General features: G+C 39.8%; 17 protein-coding genes. 3 read left to right on the forward strand and 14 right to left on the reverse strand.

From position 1 onward, the window contains the following. Positions 1-121 precede the first annotated feature (121 nt). The 3 genes from HOL16_01985 to HOL16_01995 form a co-directional block, all read right to left on the reverse strand. Positions 122-1,312, reverse strand: a complete 1,191-nt coding sequence (locus tag HOL16_01985) for a hypothetical protein (GenBank protein MBT5389463.1) — start codon at positions 1,310-1,312, stop codon at positions 122-124. Positions 1,313-1,434: 122 nt separating this feature from the next. Next, a complete protein-coding gene (locus HOL16_01990; GenBank protein MBT5389464.1) occupies positions 1,435-1,884 on the reverse strand; it encodes a hypothetical protein in 450 nt (149 codons plus the stop codon). A 407-nt stretch (positions 1,885-2,291) separates the two neighbouring features. Next, positions 2,292-2,792 (reverse strand): hypothetical protein, encoded by a 501-nt coding sequence (locus tag HOL16_01995; GenBank protein MBT5389465.1) that lies wholly within the window; start codon positions 2,790-2,792, stop codon positions 2,292-2,294. 349 nt (positions 2,793-3,141) lie between these two features. Between HOL16_01995 and HOL16_02000 the strand changes: the two genes are divergently transcribed. Then, positions 3,142-3,450: a hypothetical protein gene (locus HOL16_02000; protein ID MBT5389466.1), complete on the forward strand. Its 309-nt coding sequence runs from the start codon at positions 3,142-3,144 to the stop codon at positions 3,448-3,450. Between the two features lie 165 nt (positions 3,451-3,615). After that, positions 3,616-4,773 carry a hypothetical protein gene (locus tag HOL16_02005; GenBank protein MBT5389467.1) on the forward strand — a complete coding sequence of 386 codons (1,158 nt, stop codon included), beginning with the start codon at positions 3,616-3,618 and terminating at the stop codon, positions 4,771-4,773. A 111-nt stretch (positions 4,774-4,884) separates the two neighbouring features. On the opposite strand, the gene HOL16_02010 is transcribed toward HOL16_02005, so the two are convergent. From HOL16_02010 to HOL16_02030, 5 genes are all read right to left on the reverse strand, one after another. Beyond that, on the reverse strand, positions 4,885-6,153 hold the full coding sequence (locus tag HOL16_02010; protein MBT5389468.1) for a hypothetical protein: 1,269 nt from the start codon (positions 6,151-6,153) through the stop codon (positions 4,885-4,887). Further along, entirely contained in the window at positions 6,153-6,440 is a 288-nt protein-coding gene (locus tag HOL16_02015) for a hypothetical protein (GenBank protein MBT5389469.1), read from the reverse strand. The genes HOL16_02010 and HOL16_02015 overlap by 1 nt, the downstream gene beginning before the upstream one ends. A gap of 151 nt (positions 6,441-6,591) precedes the next feature. Beyond that, complete coding sequence (locus HOL16_02020; GenBank protein MBT5389470.1) at positions 6,592-7,005, reverse strand: hypothetical protein; 414 nt, start codon at positions 7,003-7,005, stop codon at positions 6,592-6,594. A 237-nt stretch (positions 7,006-7,242) separates the two neighbouring features. Then, positions 7,243-8,523 carry a hypothetical protein gene (locus HOL16_02025; GenBank protein ID MBT5389471.1) on the reverse strand — a complete coding sequence of 427 codons (1,281 nt, stop codon included), beginning with the start codon at positions 8,521-8,523 and terminating at the stop codon, positions 7,243-7,245. A gap of 458 nt (positions 8,524-8,981) precedes the next feature. Continuing rightward, on the reverse strand, positions 8,982-9,398 hold the full coding sequence (locus HOL16_02030; GenBank protein MBT5389472.1) for a hypothetical protein: 417 nt from the start codon (positions 9,396-9,398) through the stop codon (positions 8,982-8,984). Between the two features lie 265 nt (positions 9,399-9,663). Here HOL16_02030 and HOL16_02035 point away from each other — a divergent pair, with 265 nt between their 5' ends. Then, complete coding sequence (locus tag HOL16_02035) at positions 9,664-10,404, forward strand: hypothetical protein (GenBank protein ID MBT5389473.1); 741 nt, start codon at positions 9,664-9,666, stop codon at positions 10,402-10,404. A gap of 193 nt (positions 10,405-10,597) precedes the next feature. Here the strand turns inward: HOL16_02035 and HOL16_02040 are convergent, their stop codons facing one another. The 6 genes from HOL16_02040 to HOL16_02065 all read right to left on the reverse strand — a co-directional run. Next, positions 10,598-10,942, reverse strand: coding sequence for a hypothetical protein (locus HOL16_02040; protein MBT5389474.1), 345 nt, complete (start codon positions 10,940-10,942; stop codon positions 10,598-10,600). A gap of 252 nt (positions 10,943-11,194) precedes the next feature. After that, positions 11,195-12,172: a hypothetical protein gene (locus HOL16_02045; protein MBT5389475.1), complete on the reverse strand. Its 978-nt coding sequence runs from the start codon at positions 12,170-12,172 to the stop codon at positions 11,195-11,197. A gap of 145 nt (positions 12,173-12,317) precedes the next feature. After that, complete coding sequence (locus HOL16_02050) at positions 12,318-12,542, reverse strand: hypothetical protein (GenBank protein MBT5389476.1); 225 nt, start codon at positions 12,540-12,542, stop codon at positions 12,318-12,320. Positions 12,543-12,605: 63 nt separating this feature from the next. Continuing rightward, positions 12,606-13,004, reverse strand: a complete 399-nt coding sequence (locus tag HOL16_02055) for a hypothetical protein (GenBank protein ID MBT5389477.1) — start codon at positions 13,002-13,004, stop codon at positions 12,606-12,608. A 13-nt stretch (positions 13,005-13,017) separates the two neighbouring features. Beyond that, positions 13,018-15,846: a hypothetical protein gene (locus HOL16_02060; protein ID MBT5389478.1), complete on the reverse strand. Its 2,829-nt coding sequence runs from the start codon at positions 15,844-15,846 to the stop codon at positions 13,018-13,020. Positions 15,847-15,848: 2 nt separating this feature from the next. Continuing rightward, positions 15,849-18,531: hypothetical protein (locus tag HOL16_02065; protein ID MBT5389479.1), on the reverse strand; the 2,683-nt coding region annotated here is incomplete at its 5' end.

Consider the following 18,531-nt stretch of genomic DNA (forward strand, 5'->3'; position numbering starts at 1 on the left):
AAATGATGGTAGTTTCATAATTATATTTCTTAAGAAGGGGTTACGTTTTCACCTAAAGAGTGTAACCCTTTTTCTCTCCTTTTCCAGCTATTTCCTCGCTCTCAGAGCTTTTTTTAATTCTCTATCGCGGATCCTGGGGAACTATATTAGCTGGATTATCCATTTCAGCCACTTTATCATCATATATAGGTGCTGTGATCCTATAGTAATTTTCATCACCAAGTATGTGGCTTAGTTGTTCAGCAGCTATAAGTCTTGGTCCGCTTATAGTAATATCAGGAACTTTGGCCGCCCACGGCAATTTTCCTGCTCTTCTTAGGTGGTTCCAATTAGAATATATAGCGTCTCCCGTTCCAATTGAAACCATCATATACACATGAGAAAAATCGTTAAAATTAATCTGTCGACCACCTGATAATCTCTTAGCAAAGGCATATGAACTCATTACAGGAGAGTTTTCTATTACTCCTCCATCAATATGATATTCTTCATCAATTTTATAGGCTCTAAAGAATGTAGGTGCTGCTGATGATGCCAATCCAGCTTGTGCCATACTTCTCACTAACCATTTATCATTAGATCCTGGAATTGAGGTCGCATACTCCGGAGTCTGTTTCGTTAAGTTATAACTTACAACTTGGACTGGTGCTAGCGCATCTTGTAGTTTTGCGTGGCCAAAATCTTCTTCTACAATTCGGTTTAATGTAGTTCTACTATATTTAACACCCATATACCCATTGCAATTGGTGTTACAAGCAAAACAGCCACAACATGTTAAAGTGTTTAAGAGACCAAAAAAGCAATTGGATGCTTTACTACGTTCTGGCATGAAGCAAGCAGACATATTCCCCGCACAATTACGAGCCGTCCACTTTTTAAAGACTTTTCCTCCCATTTCTTCATAATATCGAACAAAATTTCCCTTGTCATCTCCCGTATCAGAGTCTCTTTCCTCAAAGACTTTGTGATCAATCATGCGTTCTTCAGAAGCATTATCTGGACATACTGCTGCTAACGCCATAAATGATCCTGTTGAAACACCGGTAATGCCACCTCTAAACAACTGATGTATTTTTTTACCAGTTTGATGCTCTATTTCTTCAATAATTTCTGCTTCAAAAACGCCCAGAACTCCACCTCCATCTAGTGCAAGTGACCGAAGTTGAGAAAAGCTGCTTTCTATCCCCACGAAAACACTATCCTTATCTACGAAATTATCTGCGTTTAAGGTTGTTTGGGCTTTATGTAAAAAACCCTCCATTTCATCTACCTCTTCAATAGAAAAAGCAAAGACGACCCTGGGATTAGCCAATAAAACTAGGCATATCAATAGACGAAGAAAACAATTCTGCATAACCTGATACTTAAAAACGATAAAATATTAAAAATCTAAAAAATAACCAACTAAAAGCAAGCGTAATATAGAGATTTGTTTTAGTGTGATGCTACATGATTGCCACGACCTGCAGTCACCCAACTCCTATCTCCAAAAACTGCTGGGTTTGGCATATAATCCCCATGCCCATCTGGAATTAAAAAATGAGACCTAATAGCACCTTCTTGAGCTACTCTATGCATTTCTATAATTTCTGGATCTGTGGGATTCAAGGCAGCGTTTGTTCTTTCTTTAAGTTGTTTCATCACTGCTTTAGCCCATTCAGCTTGCTGCTTTCTAGCTTCACCTTTATCTGTTGACCATGTTGGAATCGGGCAGTCGGCATTCGAGAGACTTCCTGAACTTGAAGAGTTTGCAGGCACAGAAGAAGTACGCTTTAGCTTTTCATCTTCTGATATTCCATCTGTATCTTCGCCTTGCGCATTTACTAACGTAGAAAAACATAGCGCATACACGCCAATCATCAGATTCAAACCAAGATTCCTCATAGCTAGCTCCTCTCTTTCATCAAAAATCCAATCAGTCTCAATGAATTCAATATATAATAATTTACTATATTGTCAACTTTTTTAATGTTTTTTGTATAGAGAGGATATAGCAGAAAGTATTTTCTAATATTCTGGCTAGTTCGCTGCTGTCATGCAGAATATGTACACATTTATTCATATAAGAACTGAAATTTCAGCTATAATAATCACGGGACTTAGAGAATCCCTGCTGTTTCTCAACATAAGTTTTCAACTCTTTGATGAATGTCAGATTGCATGGGCCTAGATTTTTCCTGAAGGAAATACCTTTTTCGAAGAGTTAGATGTATACGCTCAAGTCTTTTCGCTCTTCTTCGCCAAGCGATGAGCTTTGATAAAGTTTTATCTCTTTGAGCGGCCCCGTCAAATTAATGTGGATCCCACCAAAACAGGTTAAAAAGTACCTGTTCTACATATTCCATATCAGAAAATCTACTAACGACAATGCGTTCCAAATCCCAAAACAAAGCGTCATTTCTGAAAACTGCCCTCGCAAGAAGAATTCCTTTACAATCCATCTCATACGTTTGATTAGGCCACAAATAAAGATCTTCGCTCTCTAGCGTGTTAAGGGGTTGTAATTTAGTGTGCAGAGCTTCCCATACACTCTGATCCGCCTGTAATCCTAGAAGCTCTGTGCGTGCTTGCCTAATACCCTTCACCCGGTCAATACCAATCTCCAGTGAGTCAAGTCCCATCGTTGATAGTTTGTCTTGTAATTGTGCTCTCAAACGAAGAACCTCTGACTCAAGACCTGCCGGATCGGTAAAAGGTTCATCAGAAGGCACAGCATAAAGGCAGTTTGTTATAGATCCGAAAAACATCAAATGTAAAAAAAGCCTGAAGAACACACTAACTTTAGAGTTCATATTTGATACACATAGCATCGTGCAACTCCTCATCTTTGAGGCCAACAACCCCTGAAAATTATGTATAATCTTGTCGCCGCGCGTTTCAAGTTTTTTAATCTTTTCAAAACGAGTTTTTGATTTTTTCCTTTACTATTTTTGGTTGTTTTGCTTTTACATTCCACAACGGATTATCCAAAGAAAATGTTGGGGCATTTTCAAGTGAATTTCTGAATGAGGAGGAAAATCATCAGTATAACTGCCTTGCCCTCCCAATTTTTTAGGAATAGCCTGGACAACATGATCTGTAAGAGATGTGATAATAGGGATAGTGAAAATGCGTCGAAAGAACATTCTAATCCTATTTACTATGATACAATTTAATTGGATTCATATTCTAGAGGTGGACGCTACGTCTCGTGCCTCTAGTCAGTTAGTGTGCACTGCGGTTTCTGCATTTGAAGAAGAAGAAAGCCCGCACGGAAACTTTAGTAGAAAACTATTTTCTAGTCCTGCACCTTCCCGCACGAAAAAGGATGTATTCGACCTTCAAAAAGAGCTTAATGCTTTAGGACAGTCCCATAATCCAACCAACATACTAGATCTAAAGCCATGGAAAATACATGGAAGAGAAACGAAAGGCCGCATAGGTTTATGCCCCCCTTTGACATCGCGATAATTCTTTCTCCAACTAACTCTTTTCTTCATCCCCCTAGCGGCTATACTGTAGAATATGTTCCCGGAATTGGGCTGGTGGGCACACTAAAAAAACGGTAAAGTAGTGGCTGAATTGTTGATGTTTTGTATTTATAAAACCCAGACTTACAGAGTAAGGACAGATAAGTTGATAAAAAAAATACGTATCGTTACTTTTCTCCTTGGATTCAGTCAGCTCATACTGTCAGAAAGCGCTGCGGCTCCAGAATATAGTGCAACAGGATTTGTCCGTGCGACAGTTCCCATGGCCCTTGAACGCTTATTAAGTGGAGACGGCTCCCATGAAAGAATCCTTTCCTTTATGAATGCTTTTTTGCCCAAATACGGTCAAATGGAAAAAATAACAATTTTCAAAAGCATAGAATGTCCGGAAGGGAGCTATGAGACCAAGTATGCCTCTAGAACGACCCCCCTTCTCTATGACTGTGTTGGAGAAAAGGGTGAAGGATACTTGGTCAGTATCAGAAGTGAGTTGTATATTGATAAAAAGCATCCTGGAAAATTTACCGGACTCGCGGAAGAAAGAACCTCATCACACTCCGAGTTTCTCAATAATTTTCAATCTAGTTCAACCTGGAATAGGGATGCAGGTTTAACTGATGTTGTCGGAAATCGAAAAGTTGTTTCTTTGTGTTTTGTTGATTTTCCCTTCAGTGTTTCTGAATCTTGTTTTGTAAGCTCCATACACGAATCCAGAGATGTTCCTTCCAGCATTCATATTTATCTTCATGAACTTGGGGATGTCCATATTTTCGAAAAGATGCCTCCAGAAACCGGCCAATGGTTAAGGCTTCTAAAAAATTCATGGAACTTTCTAGAGTGCCCAACAGCAGGTTTCGTAGCCGAAGGCTATAACGTGTTAGACGCACAGAACTGGCCCACGAGAGATTTGTTTCTATATTATAGAGAGTTTGCACTATCAACCGATGCAGAAGCTGACTTTTTGGATAGCTATCTCGGTGGGCGTATAAAGGGACTTAGTGATCAAGGAATGCCACCGGAAGACATTCAGAAATCTTTAAATTTAACCCTATCCCAGCCCATTGAAGAAGAAGTTGAGCTCCTTTCTGCGGAAACTTATGAAGATAATATTAGCTTGAGCGATCAAGAAAAGAGAAAGGCATATCATCAGCATAGGACACAAGACATGACGCAATGGCCAGCAAGCTACCATAAAGAGGTATTGGAGCAAAGACACCCTCTAGAACTTGCAAAAAAGGCAGCAAAAGTATTTGGATACCGGAGAAGCTTGGGGTTAGAACTAGAAGTTGACGCATGCCCCTAAGAGATTTTGCGGAGGTTAAAGTGACAAAATCCTCGGCCTACGTGCTTGCCAGCAAGCATCCTCTATAGCGTTAGCTTACTGGCTTTGCTCTGTAGATTTTTCCAAAGCGTTTTATATCTTATCACCAATTGCATTATCTCTAAATAAAGAAAAGCCCATCACTGGCCCAAATATCCGTTTTTTTCCTTCAAGCAAGTAAAGCATGCTTCTGAATGGCATTCTCCTTTCAAAATATACATCATAGAGAGACGTTCTTCTATGTGCATTAGCAAATTTACAGCAATTAAGTTCCGCAAAAAACCAACCATTCGGATTTCCATTTTGACCTTCTTTAGCAAAATTGTTGATCGCCTCAAAAATGACTTCCTCGTCTGCCATCTTAAAACTTTGGACTGAACTAATCACACTCCATCCCTTAGCCACTCCAGCATGAAGATTCCCCTTTTCCAACTCCCTTTCTATAACAACTTTCTCCTTAGACTCCCATAAAGCTTTTTGTTCTGAAACAAAGTCTGGATCTTTTAAAAACTTGAATCGTTCCCAGTTTTTTTCGGCATCTGTTGGTTTGATACCTGTGCAACTAGTTGCACCTATATTTATTTTAAGAATCATTACTTTTGTTCGAAGAGTTCTTTTAGCTTCATCCTGATCTAATGTCCCAGAAAAATAGAGCCAGTGCGCCATAGAGTTTCCATAAACGGTTTCATATTGTGAGCCATCCTTCCCACGTTTGTTATCTCCGGCAACCCTCAATGTTTCCAAATGTCCCCGTTCTAATAATCGAGGATTCTCCCAAAAAAGGTTTTCGAAAACCGTCTTTATCAACGCTGCATTTTGATAACTATTGAAAACTGTATATTCTAAATAACTTAAAAGCTGTTCGTCACCCAAAACTGCTCGAAGCAAAAGATGAGCCTTACAGGCATGTTCAAAGGAATCTTGTGTTGGCCATCTAAATAGGACGTCCTCTTCATCTAAATTCCCTTTAAGGGGTTGTAAGCTAGCATAGAAGCGTTCCCAGGCCTTTTCGTTTTCCACTTCAAAATTAATAAGTTCAAGTCGAGCTCCTCTAATATCTAGAATTCTTTTGACGCCTCTCTCACACTGCTCTTTCCAATACTCCTCATTTCTTTCACTAGGGATTTTTTTTTCATCTTCAGTTCTTTGGATATTTGAACTCCCCGATCCACATTCATCAGGAACCGTAAAACTCTTTGAAAGAAGAAGTTCTCTTAAAATATGTACTTTTTCAAAAGCACTTTTTTGAAAATCTTCCTGTGAAAATACTTCCTCAGGCTCAGGCGGCATTGAATGGCATATTTGAGCTAAGGTAAAAAAACTGAGAATAGAAATAATTTTTCCAAGCGTTATGTCTCTCATTATTTTTTCCTTCTAAGCAAAAGCTTTATATCAGCGTTTCTAAAAATTTGCATTCGCTCGACACCATCTTCAAATCTGGCCGTTTTCCCCAACAGAAAAAAAACATCTTCCAACCGAATGATGGGCTGTAGCGTTTCATATAGCCTTCGCCATACTTCAGATTCTGCCTCCAATTCTAAGAGCTCTGTCCGAGCCATTCGGATTTTTTTGACACATTCAATAGCAGATTCCAGAGACTCAAAATTCATAATAGTCAGCTGTGCTCCCAGCCCTTTCTCAAACGACAAGCTTCCCCCCCCAAGGCTATCAAGGTCTGTATATGCAAATGATGTTGAAGAAATTCTGGAACAAACTAAATGCAAAAGGAATAAATGTTTTAGACATAGTAGAAAAAGCCTTAGAAAACTTTCAACAAATTTAGACGTCGGTAAAATACACTTATTTCCTCTTGGAAATTATTTCTTCGTACAGTTCACATATTCTATTTATATTATGATTTGCATCTCTTGCGAGCCTTCGCGTGGACTCGTCAGATCTTTCATAGCGTGCTTCCCACTCTTCACCAACATTTCTTATAATTCTCGTGGTCGTACTATTTGGGAGCTCACGCACAGTTCTCTCCAGCCCCACACTTTTCACTGTCGTATTAAGTAAATAAATTTCTGAAACAAACCGTGCTCCATGATTCCTCAATCTAGAAGAAGGCAATACAGTCAAACCAAACGATGAAGTGCTTTTAGCGAGCAGTATAATTTGAGCAAACTTTTGCGCCAATTCACTTGATTTCGTGGTAGATGCCTCTATTGGAACGCCTAAAACTATTCCTACAAGGGCTATATGTATCCTTTTCATTTCCTCCTCCTAGCTTTAACTATATTTCTAAGTCTCAGATTTCCAGTCTTTTTTAAATTCTAACACTTTAATCTTTTTTGCATAATCTACACCTCAAACGTCTTATAAAAAACCCTGCAAATCTCAAAGAAAATACAATATTTTAATATATCGTTAGTCCTCAGGCCCTGATTAATAAGTTTAAAGTCGAGCAAGCCTCCTCAAATCCTCCTGGGATAACAAAATTCAACAAATTTCCTAGATACTAATATCAATCCCATTTTCTTTAAATAATGCTGCATTAACTAAAGCTTCTTCTTTCCTGAATGATCTAAGTTTTCCGCCTTCGTTTAAGTAAAGAATACGCCTATATGGTGTTTCCCTTTCACGATATAGTTCAGCCTCATTATCACCTCTAAAATGATTGACCAAACGTGAGTTATATGAATAAGCCCAAAACCAACCCTTCGGATTTCCGTTTCGCCCTGCTTTAACAAAAAAATTGACAGCCTCCAAAAAAACTTCATCTTCTAACTCACTAAGATCTCGCGCAGGTGGAGCTATTTTGCATCCCAAAGCTATTCCGGCATGAAGACTTTCTTCCTCTAACTTCCTTTCCAAAGTATCCTTTCCCTGAACCCTCCAAAAAGTTTCTTGCTCTGAAACAAAGTTTGGATTTGTTAAAAACTTAAATCGCTCCCAGTGCTTTTGGGCCTCTAAAGGTTTGATAGCTGTGAAACTAGTTGTACCTATATTTATTCTAAGAATCTTTATCTTTTCTCGAAGAGTCCGTTTCTCGTATTCTTTACTATACTTCCAAGAAAAATAGAGCCAGTGTGCCATAGAGTTCCCATAAACGGTTTCATATTGTGAAGCTTCTTTCCCACATTTATTATCTCCAGATACCCTCAATGTTTCCAAATGTCCCCGTTCTAATAATCGAGGATTCTCCCAAAAAAGATTTTCGAAAACCGTCTTTATCAATGCTGCATCTTGATAAGTATTGAAAACTGTAAATTCCAAATAACTTAAAAGCTGTTCGTCGCCTAAAACTGCTCGAAGCAAAAGATGAGCCTTACAGGCATGTTCAAAGGAATCTTGTGTTGGCCATCTAAATAGGACATCCTCGTCACTTAAATTCCCTTTAAGGGATTGTAAGCTAGAATAGAAATCTTCCCAAGCTTTTTCATTTCCTACTTCAAAATTAATAAGTTCACGTCGCGCCTTTCTAATATTTAGGATTCTTTTTACACCTCTCTCGCACTGGTCTTGCCAATAGTCCTCATTTCCTTCATTAGGGGCCTTTTTTTTATCTTCAGTTTTTTGGATATTTGAACTCCCTGCCCCACTCTTATCCGGAATCGTAAAACTCTTTGAAAGAAGAAGTTGTCTTAAAACATGGACCTTTTCAAAAGTACTTTTTTGAAAATCTTCCTGTGAAAATACTTCCTCAGGCCCAGGCGGCATTGAATGGCAAATTTGAGCTAAGGTAAAAAAACTGAGAATAGAAATAATTTTTCCAAGCGTTATGTCTCTCATTACTTTTTCCTTCTAAGCAAAAGCTCTATATCAACGTTTCTAAAAATTTGCATCCGCTCGACACCATCTTCAAATTGGGCCACTTTTCCCAACGCAAAAAAGTCATCTTCTAACCGAATGATGGGCTGTAGCGTTTCATAAAGCCCTCGCTATACTTCAGGTTCTGCCTCTAATGTCCGCTCCGCTCTGTTTTTTTTACTCGCTCAATACCAGATTCCATAGTCTCAAAACTCGTAGTAGACAGTTGTCCTTCCCACCACTTCCTCAAACGATGATCTTCTCTCTCAACGGCTAGCAAGATCTGTATATGTAACAGGCGTTGCAGATACACTGGGACAAACAGCGTCACAGAACGTAAAAAGGAATAAACTAAATGCAAAAGGAATAAATGCTTTAGACATAGTAGAAAAAACCTTAAGAAAATGTCAACAAACTCAGACGTCGACAAAATGCATCTCTTACTTTCTGGAAATTATTTCTTCGTACAGTTCACATATTCTATTTATATTATGATTTGCATCTCTTGCGAGCTTTCGTGTGGATTCGTCAGATCTTTCATAGCGTGCATCCCACTCTTCTCCAGCATTTCTGATCATTCTAGTGGCCGTACTATTGGGTAGTTCCTGTAGAATTCTCTCCATCCCCACGCTTTTCATTGTCGTATCCAGAAAATTAATTTCATCAAGAAAAAGTCCACCACTCTCCTGTAGCCTAGAGCGGGGCAAGACAGTCAAACCAGGGTTTGCTGTGATTCTCGCAAGTTTTAAAACTTGAGCAAATTTTTGCGCCAATTCAAGTGATTTTGTTGCAGATGCATTCAATGCAGCGACTAGAAAGAAAACTATGCCTATAAGGACTACGTGTATCCTCTTCATTTCCTCCTCCTAGGTTTAACCAAATCTCAAATATCATATTTCCCCATTACTTTTTGAATCCTAGCACTTTAAGTTTTTTTGTATACACTCCATGCGTTTTTCCACATGCGCACTGGTGTGCAATAGGAACGTTAGTCATTGTGTACTAGAACACGTACAAACGAATTTTGAGAGGTGGACTCGATACCTGCTTTTCATTTTTTTGATCCACAGTATAACGAGTTCACGTGTGATTCAAAAAATTTCTATTAGAAGGTCTAAGCCTATGTTGGTATCAAAGAAATTTTACGCAGCTTTTCTAGCTTTGATTTTGATCACAGCCTATGTGGAAAAAGCAAAAAGCATTAGATCTCGTATTTACAATCTTGGAATCGATGATGAATATCTTGTTCTTAAAAAAAGGAGCGATATAGAAACAATTAAAGAGCAAATAGGAACCTTTACTTCTGGTAGGGGATCTACAATCAAAAAATTTGATTTAAGTAGAAATTCTTATATATGTCCGTACGATCTAGATACAATTGATGACTATCTATCTGGGCCCACGTTTCCAAACGTAGAGACTATCGATTTTCATGAATGTGGTCTTACTTGTATGGGTTATGAAAGTTCCTTAAGACATTTATTGGAGAAACCAAACCTCAAGTTCTTTAACATAGCGTCGAATCCCATAGCGATAGGTTCTATATTTGCAGACCACATAAGATCTTGGATGGAGAATGGAAGTGCGGAACTGATGATCAATAAATTGATTATGGAACCTTCACATCTTGTGGATACCCTTGCAGAAGGCCCCTATAAAGAAAGACACAGGTTGTTTTATCAACAAAACCCGTTAGCCATTAGCAGGTATAGGAACGAGAATGACGCATATTGGTATCCATATCATTCAATTCCAAAACGTAAAAAATATAAATCCAAAGGAATACAAGTAAACCTTAACATCGAGGACGACGATTCCAGCGATTATATCTATTCCAGCGGTTCCAGTACTGATAGTGATTAAAGAAAATGGGCCGCAATATAGATTACTTCTTCGAGAAACTCTTCACTCGCCGTTATGACAAAAGGATTAGCCGCCCCGTTCTCATGATCATCTAGCTCCGTTTATATAAAGATCATGCAGATTTCTAATAATACCTAATTCGTGGAAAAACATATCTTAAACAAGTCAACCTTTCTAACTTAACTCCACCCACCTATTTATTTTTTGCAGGATAGAGAGTGACTTTAATTGTATGATCGTTAATTCTTTCCACTTTTGGGGGTGGTACTTCCGCTTCAAGCTTGCCATCAGTGTAACGCCATAGAGTCAAATCATCATTTAAAAAGACTCTGGGCCTTTTTAAAAGATCGGTAACGTCTGGAGTCGGTACGCTGGGTAGTGGTTCTGTTGGCCGAAAACCTTTGGTTATGCGTGTGCTTCCTCTTTTCATAATATCACTAGTTCCTTTCACCAGAAACTTTGACTGTGAGGGGCCTGCAAATGCAAACTCAGCTTGCAACACCAACACACAAATCATACTTACAAATAGCCTACTCATGGGAAAACTCCGAAAATAAACTTTATCCACTACCAATCAGCACTGGGTAGAATCTTCTGTAGGTCTAACGTCACTTACAATCAAACAGTCCTTAGACCTTCTGTGCAGAAAAGACCAAGAAAAGCGAAGAAAGAACGTTCATTAACTCTTTCCTTGTTTAGAAGCATCTTTGAGATGCTAGCTTCTTGCGTAAGAAAGATCCATCATGAAAATTATAGGAATTTCGCGTGTACGGCTTTTAGGAAAGTCAATTCATTCCCGTGACGAACTTGGGATATAGAAATTCCAATGTGCACGGGTAGTCGGGTCCTCAGAGATTTCAGCTAACTGATTCATTGGTATCCATATTAGCTTCCTTGCCATTATTTCTGGTTTTGGAAAATCAGTTTCAAGCTCAAGAATAAAGTCTGTAAAAGTATATAGGTCAGGAATAATATTATCTGCCAAATTTAAAAATTTAAAATTTGGCTTTCGAAGAAGTTCCAGAAAAACCGCTAAATCCTTTCTTGTAATTCTATTCTGGCTTAGATCAACCACTTCTAGACTTGTGAATCGCTCATCAGTCACAAAATTAGAAAGAGGCTTTATTGCTTCAGTGGTAATATGATTACGACTGAAATCCAGTCTGCGAACACTCGCGGCCCCTCCTGGATGATCATTATCTACGTATTCACGTACCTTTTGAAGAACAGTATCTATATCATCATAAAGAGCACTAAACTCCATGCAATGAGTATCAACTCTTAGAGTCGAAATCCCAGATGGTATTATTTTACACCAATTCATCAACATCATAGATTCTAGTAAGGCACGTACTGCGTCATTCGGAGAGGACTCTGCCTTTAATATCGATTTTGATTTAGGAGCATAAAATCGAAACATACTAACGCTCGCGCCATAATCTAATAAAGCTGAGCTAAGCAATAACTTGCAGGACATCTGAGCATAATTCTTTCTAGCATCAGAACCCGAGAGCTTCTTTAATGTTTCGTGCAAAATACTGGCAATCTCAAAAGTAGTTGCACCATCTGTGTCTTCTTCTAAAGCGCTATCCACGAATGCTTTAACTTGGACTAGGCCTTCTGGGTCTTCTACGAATCGCGTAATAAACGTGTCTCTTTCATGTTCAGGGGTAGCCCTGTATCGGCTCAAGGTAAGCCCCTCGTCAGTATCATCTTCACTGTCACTTAAAGCCGCGCAGGAGGGCGAATTTTTCAATATGAGAAACATGAATAGGATTAGAACAGAATATTTTTTCATACAAAAAGCCTTATAACTTGTACTTCACCGTAACAAATTTTACGCCATTATCAATAGTTCAAACCATGATCATCTAGCTGGGTTGATAGAAACTCTATTTTTTCATATTTTGTCGCTACATTTGAAATATTAATGTAACTTCTTTAGTTTTTTTATTTACCCAAACCCTTACATCTTCAGGAATAACTAGAGCTACCTTAGGATCAAGAGTTAAAGGATGTAAAAATATCACTTCTTGCTTGTGGCCATCTAGGCATCCAAATTCACCTGGCTCAAGGAATTCGAGATCCCTTGATTGAAGAAATTTTTTAGCAAGAGTTAATATGCGTTCTTTATTCATGATTATTCCTAGAAATGTTATGTCGTTGGCTTAAGCCTCTCAAAGCAATGTATAGAAAATTCTCTACCTAGACATAGCCCGCCTCATAAATCTTAGAAACTCAAAAGCATCTCGAAGTTTACCATCCCCATTCCTAATGGGAATACTAATTTCTTCGTTAGATTTCAAAACCACTTCCAGACACTCATATTTCAGCTTTCCCTCTCCTGGGAGAAATGGCTTTATATCTTTCACCTCTTCGTAAAAAACAATATCAGAAGAGTCTTTTCTAATAACCTGAACACCCTTTCTCCCGACAACGACACTGTCTTCTATAGTGCCCGGAGTATTTCGATAAATCCCAGCAAAAGAGCCTATTATGCCAGGATCTACCTTTCCTTCGAGATATCCGGGTAATTCATCCAAAACTTCAAAGGAACTAAATGGACCTAAAATCTTCCTGGCTCTAAATATGATATCCATATATCCTCTCTCTTTATTTGACTTGTATTATAAAGGAATCGTTTGCTCCCTGACTAGTCATCCCATACCTTTTGGAAAGCACATTCTGTAAGCGTGGATTAGCTAATGACCCTTCTATCCTGAGAGTTTCAGCACCTACTCCCCTTGCTGTACCAACTAAATTACTAACAATTTCGTGGGGATTCATAAGTTTAGCATCAATCATATCTACCCTAACAGTAGCCGCTTTACCTTGAATAGAGAATGTTCCTTCTAGTATTTCTATCTTTCCTCTAATTCCAAGATCTTCCGGCGTAAGTTTTCTTGAGAAATTAACTGAACTTCTAGCAATCTCTTTTTCTGCTGAGGAAGCCGCAACCGCGGCCTTTGATCCCAAACCTTCAAACGCTTTTTTCATTAGAGCGTTATCAAAGACAAGCTTCTCAGCAGATTTGTCAAATTTGGCTAACGTATCCCCTACTTTGGAGAGTATTCCGAAAAACGTAGAATATTTTCCACTAAAGGCGATCCAAGCAGCTTCAATAGATGGATAAATGCCTGGTAAAACCTTTCCGCCAATTTTGAGAGCGAATTTTCCCACTTTGAGGCTGGTAGTCACTGCTTTAGCACCAGTCCACCACAAAACTATTTCAACACTAAGTCTCTTTAAGCCTGCTTCTGGACCTTCTGTTTTAAAGACATGATAAATTTCATAAAGGTCATATGCTGCAATTCCCGCTAAAATCAAAGGAACAAAAAATGCGTTGTTACGAGCGGCAACTGTTCCTGTTTCAGAGGCCACAGAAGGATCCTGATCCAGAGCAGCTGCCACCAGTGCCGCAGCAAAACGAGCTCTATCTGTTCCTTGTTTTGCAACCTCATCGTACGATTCTGTGGAGTCTTCATCGGAAGTCCCCACGTGGGAATTGCGATACTCTTCCGCAACCACTTCTCCCACAACAGCCCCTATAGCTCCACTCAGGGGGTCTCCACTAGCCAATCCTCCTTCAGCAGCCCCCAATAACGCATGAAGCACTTTGTGGGAAACATAATCAATTTCGCCTAATTGACGGGCCTCCCCTATCTCGGAGGCGAAATGCCCTCCGGCTGCTCGAGAAAAACCTGTTCGAAGACTTGTAAGGAAGCTATCTTGTATGTCTTCTTGACCAAGCGTACTTCTAAATGCTGTTTGGGAAGCCGCAGAAATACCTTCTTCCCTTAAACGATCTCCAAAAGTCTGAGTATCTGTGCAAGTATTAATATCAAATTCTTGTAGCAAACCTTGCGTCAAGCCTGCTGTGAACATGCTTACACCCAAAGAGCGCAAGGAACGCTCTGACGTTATATCACGTAATGCGTCACCTATATCCCCTCTGTTTGAAATTAAGGCAACTGCCGCCTGTGAAGAAAGAGTGCTTGCTGCAGCAGTTAAAATTGCTCCTACTACACCTGTACCTATGCCTGGCATAAGTATGGAGGCCGCAATAGAAATCACAACTGCAGCTGGTCCACCTAATGACTCATGTTCTTCATGCCAAGATTCATACTCATCATGAATTGCTTTCCAAACTACACCACTTTTGCCGGAAAGCGCTCTCTGCAATTCGCCTTCCAAAGAAAGTCGATCACCTCGTTCCTCAACGTGTACTTCCGGGGCATCGACTTCCAGCGTTCCCGTCCCAGGGTTTAAGACTGACCCATGAGCTCTCGTGGCCTTATATCCACTATTTGTAGATTTATTCCATAATGCGCTAGAAGAAGACGTCTGTATTGATTCAAAATAGTGATCTCGCAGTACTCTAAAGACAATTCTGCCTTCCGGTGCCGCTAAATGAATTCCATCACCCGAATCAATATTTACCCCGGAAAGCAAGAGGTTTCCAGCATGAGAAACAATTGTGCTTTTTCCTTCCACATTTGATTTTAACCCACGAGCTGTCGAGCTCTGACTTACTGAGTGAAGTGTTTTGGAACCGCCAAAAAATCCACCATCTTTATGTAAGTTGGATTCATGAAATGTGCGATCACGAGCTTCCAATGTGAGGACCGTACCTTGAGCTTCAATAGTCAGTTCCTTACCAGTGTATTCTGGAGCTACGAGCTCCATACCACCAAGGGCTTGCTGCGCAATAGTGCCACCTGAACTGTGAGAAGATGTAGCTTCATGGATGTATCGATGTGTTTCAGTTCCTGAATATTTCCCATAGTGGTGAGTGATACGCTGACTCATCTCAACCACAGGAAGATCGTATATTTTGGCCAGAGTAAAGATATGTGTTCTTAGTGCTGACTGAGTTTCAGCCGCCCTAAAAACAATATCGTCTGCTGCAAAAATCTTCAAAATTCCAGCAGCTTCTACTCTGGCTGGATATAAAATACGCTCATCGAAATCCTCTGAATTGTAGCGTATACGTTCAACTTGAGAGGCAATAGTCACACCTCCGAATAAAGAGGCAAGAAGAGCATCTTGAGTCTTAATTTTTCCATGAATAGTTAAATTGCCAGCCGGAACTATAACGGCTATATCAGCGTTAACGTCCCCGTGAATAGTTACTGATCCGGATGAACCTTTATCAAACGTATTGTGTTCTTCAAGAATATTTCCTTGCCCTTGCGGAACAAAAGCACTTGGGTTCTGCCTAATCTCGACCAAAGCTCGCTTTTGATACTCTGGATCTTCAGAAGCCTTTTTTAAAGACTCAAGCAATGAGCCAGTGTTGAACGTCGACAAAGCTGTTGGGGGAATCTCTTCATCGCCTTCCCCCCCAACTGCCCAAGAAAAACATGGCATTAATGTCGTAGTAAGATAGGAAACCGCAACAAAGACACGTAAAAATTTTAACAAATAATCTGAAATACTCATCGCTACTCTCCCAATTCCTGCTCAAGTCTTAGACGCACTACATCTTGTGCTCGCTCTTCAAGTGCAAGAATCGTACTTGGATTTCTATGGGCAAACTCCAGAAGAGCCTGCTGTAGAGGTGGATTATTGGCACTATGATAGATCATTTCCTCAACTCCATAGTGCGCTGGAAATATCCCTAAAAAGTGGGTTCTTACGTTTCCGCCCCGTGCACTTCGAGCTTCTTCCAACATAGCTGGTGGAAAGACCACATAGGGGGATAGTTCTTCTAAATTTTCCTCGTTGAGAAGACTTTGATAGAAGATCATTGGTTTTGTGGAAACGGGAAACTGTGCATTTTGCAAAACCAGCGCTTGTTCCAAATTCGCGTGCTCCATCCCTATATGCTCAAGATACTCCCTCATATTGAAGTGTAGCTCTTTGAGCAACTCCATATCTATCGGCCTATTATCATAGATATACCCCCGCATAAGAACTTCCTGGCATTCAGACCGAACACTGCCCAATAAAATGGAAGGACTGATCGAAAATAGCGAATTAGGTCTAGCTCTCTCAAACTTCCCAGTTGGTGTGCGAACAAAAACAGCTCCAGCAATATTCCGATGGAAGTTTTGAGCCTGCAATTCATCAAACCAGTACCTAGGACTGAATTTAAAGAAGACTTGAGGCGTTGTCGCTCTCGCAATATCCTCCCTTAAGTTTTCAGCTATACGTGTAGTATGAAGGTTTAGTCTATTTGACATAAGATCACGAATTGGATCCCTGGGTTCAATGTAATAGGGATTTGGACTGCCTAATTTCAAGCCTTCATCTCCGACTGTAATCAAGAGACCGGGAGTTGATATTTGACCCTGAAGAGTATGTGAAGCCGTTATGGTTTCCGTTGATGTACTCTGCTGCGCTGGAAATACCCGTTGAGCACCGGCAAAATTATTGGATCTACATAAAAAACTTGAAGCCGCATGGCAACCGGCAAATTCTCGGTGACAGTTAAATGGATAGGTAATTTCTCGAAAGCGAATCTTACTCCTAAATGTCTTCGAATCCACTAATTCTAAAATTCTTTTTTCCTGAACATCAGAAATACTAAAAAACTTTTGAAAAAGAGAAGCTTCACAATCACTTGTTTGAAGTGCTATTAGGGGAGATTTTTTATACATATATAAAATACAGCCCTTGTTTGTGATGCTACTTTCTTGATCCGAGAATAGTTCACCTTCTATCTGTAAATTCGAAGGGCCACTACTTACATAATTAAAACTGGAATGTTGCTCAGCATCTCTTCGACGTACTCTATAAGTAAACGTTATATTTCCTATATGTCTCCTCAAATGAAAGCTACCACCTCCGTTCAGCCCAAAATTATTTTCAACATGAATTTCGGAAGCTTCACAAAATGAATCACGCGGAGTAAAAATCTCTAAATTCTCAGTGAAAAAGTGGCCGCGATTAAAAAGAGGGCCTTTAAACTCTGATTTTTCTATAACCGATAAGGTACTTCCGTTGCTTATGGCGATAGGAAGGGTAAAAAGATGCTGACCATCATAAATCCCTGATCGAATTTGTTGCCCAAGAAAGTCGAATACAGGGTTATTTATATAACGAGAAAGGGGGTGAAAACTTGAACTTTGGCCGTGACTAAAAATAGTGGAAAAGTTTCTCCGAGTGGGATCGGTTATCAGACGACCAACATAGATCCCTTTCGGCGCACGTACAAAAGCATTCACCGTCGCGAGAACGGCCTTTTCTAAATCAAAAGTGTTGGCATAGCCCCTCAGAAATGAGTTCTGCAAAAGAAACTCTGGCATTTCTGCTAAATCATTATCGCCTAGCTGTATTCTGGCCTCGGGTGTATAAAAGTGTAGCCCTTTGTCGGCCTGAACCGCTGCCTGTAAGCGGATCTGCTGCTTAGGGGCTGGCAGATCTCCGGAGCCATCTCCATACAGATGCTCCATTGCGGCTTCAACCGACGTAACATTCAGTAGTCCTGTTTGCCAAAATTCAAAACTCCCTGTAGTTCGATAAGGATGCATCAGAGCAAAATCCTGCTCAGAGTCCAATCTAACGATTGTCCTTTCACTGCTGGGAATGGTATCTATCAGAAAATCTTGCACCTGAAGCTCTAAAAGAGGAGATTGAATGATTACGCCTGGTATCTCTAAGCTACGCGCTTTAAGCAAAACTTCTTCTTCAGCAAAAAAGCCCCCGTCTTTTATAACGGTCTTGGGATTGTCAGACTTATCCTGAAACTCAACTGTTGTCCCTTGCACCTTACCCAGATGTTCAACTGTCGTCGATGTTAAGAGGGAAAGAATCGTTTTTCCATTGGCTCCAATATGCCCATTCTTTCCTGTCAGATTTCCTGAACAAGACACTTGAGTTGTCTCTATGCCGCTGATGCTTCCATTCTCATTTTGGAGGTCTTTTGTTTGGAGAACCACCCCACCCCGAGCATGGATCTTTCCGCCAGTATTATCAAAGCCTTCCTCAACTTCTAGGGTAATGTTTGATAAGAATTCTAGATTACCACCAGTGTTCTTAAATTGTGTTGAAAAAACTGAAAAAGATTTTCCTTGGAGCTTTCTCGTATTTTGAAAAAGAGCTCCATTATAGCTAAAAGCTTCCGCTCTAACATCGCCTTCAACCGCTAATGTTCCGGCTTCAACATCAAAAGAACTAAAATTC

This window comes from Alphaproteobacteria bacterium (assembly GCA_018662925.1).
Classification (GTDB): domain Bacteria; phylum Pseudomonadota; class Alphaproteobacteria; order 16-39-46; family JABJFC01; genus JABJFC01.

Bases quoted from the DNA above. Each gene is read 5' to 3' on its own strand.
- HOL16_02035 (MBT5389473.1), top strand. From the start codon at position 9,664: ATGTTGGTATCAAAGAAATTTTACGCAGCTTTTCTAGCTTTGATTTTG.
- HOL16_02050 (MBT5389476.1), bottom strand. From the start codon at position 12,542: ATGAATAAAGAACGCATATTAACTCTTGCTAAAAAATTTCTTCAATCA.
- HOL16_02000 (MBT5389466.1), top strand. From the start codon at position 3,142: ATGATACAATTTAATTGGATTCATATTCTAGAGGTGGACGCTACGTCT.
- HOL16_02030 (MBT5389472.1), bottom strand. From the start codon at position 9,398: ATGAAGAGGATACACGTAGTCCTTATAGGCATAGTTTTCTTTCTAGTC.
- HOL16_01990 (MBT5389464.1), bottom strand. From the start codon at position 1,884: ATGAGGAATCTTGGTTTGAATCTGATGATTGGCGTGTATGCGCTATGT.
- HOL16_02060 (MBT5389478.1), bottom strand. From the start codon at position 15,846: ATGAGTATTTCAGATTATTTGTTAAAATTTTTACGTGTCTTTGTTGCG.
- HOL16_02020 (MBT5389470.1), bottom strand. From the start codon at position 7,005: ATGAAAAGGATACATATAGCCCTTGTAGGAATAGTTTTAGGCGTTCCA.
- HOL16_02040 (MBT5389474.1), bottom strand. From the start codon at position 10,942: ATGAGTAGGCTATTTGTAAGTATGATTTGTGTGTTGGTGTTGCAAGCT.
- HOL16_02045 (MBT5389475.1), bottom strand. From the start codon at position 12,172: ATGTTTCTCATATTGAAAAATTCGCCCTCCTGCGCGGCTTTAAGTGAC.
- HOL16_02010 (MBT5389468.1), bottom strand. From the start codon at position 6,153: ATGAGAGACATAACGCTTGGAAAAATTATTTCTATTCTCAGTTTTTTT.
- HOL16_01995 (MBT5389465.1), bottom strand. From the start codon at position 2,792: ATGAACTCTAAAGTTAGTGTGTTCTTCAGGCTTTTTTTACATTTGATG.
- HOL16_02055 (MBT5389477.1), bottom strand. From the start codon at position 13,004: ATGGATATCATATTTAGAGCCAGGAAGATTTTAGGTCCATTTAGTTCC.
- HOL16_02025 (MBT5389471.1), bottom strand. From the start codon at position 8,523: ATGAGAGACATAACGCTTGGAAAAATTATTTCTATTCTCAGTTTTTTT.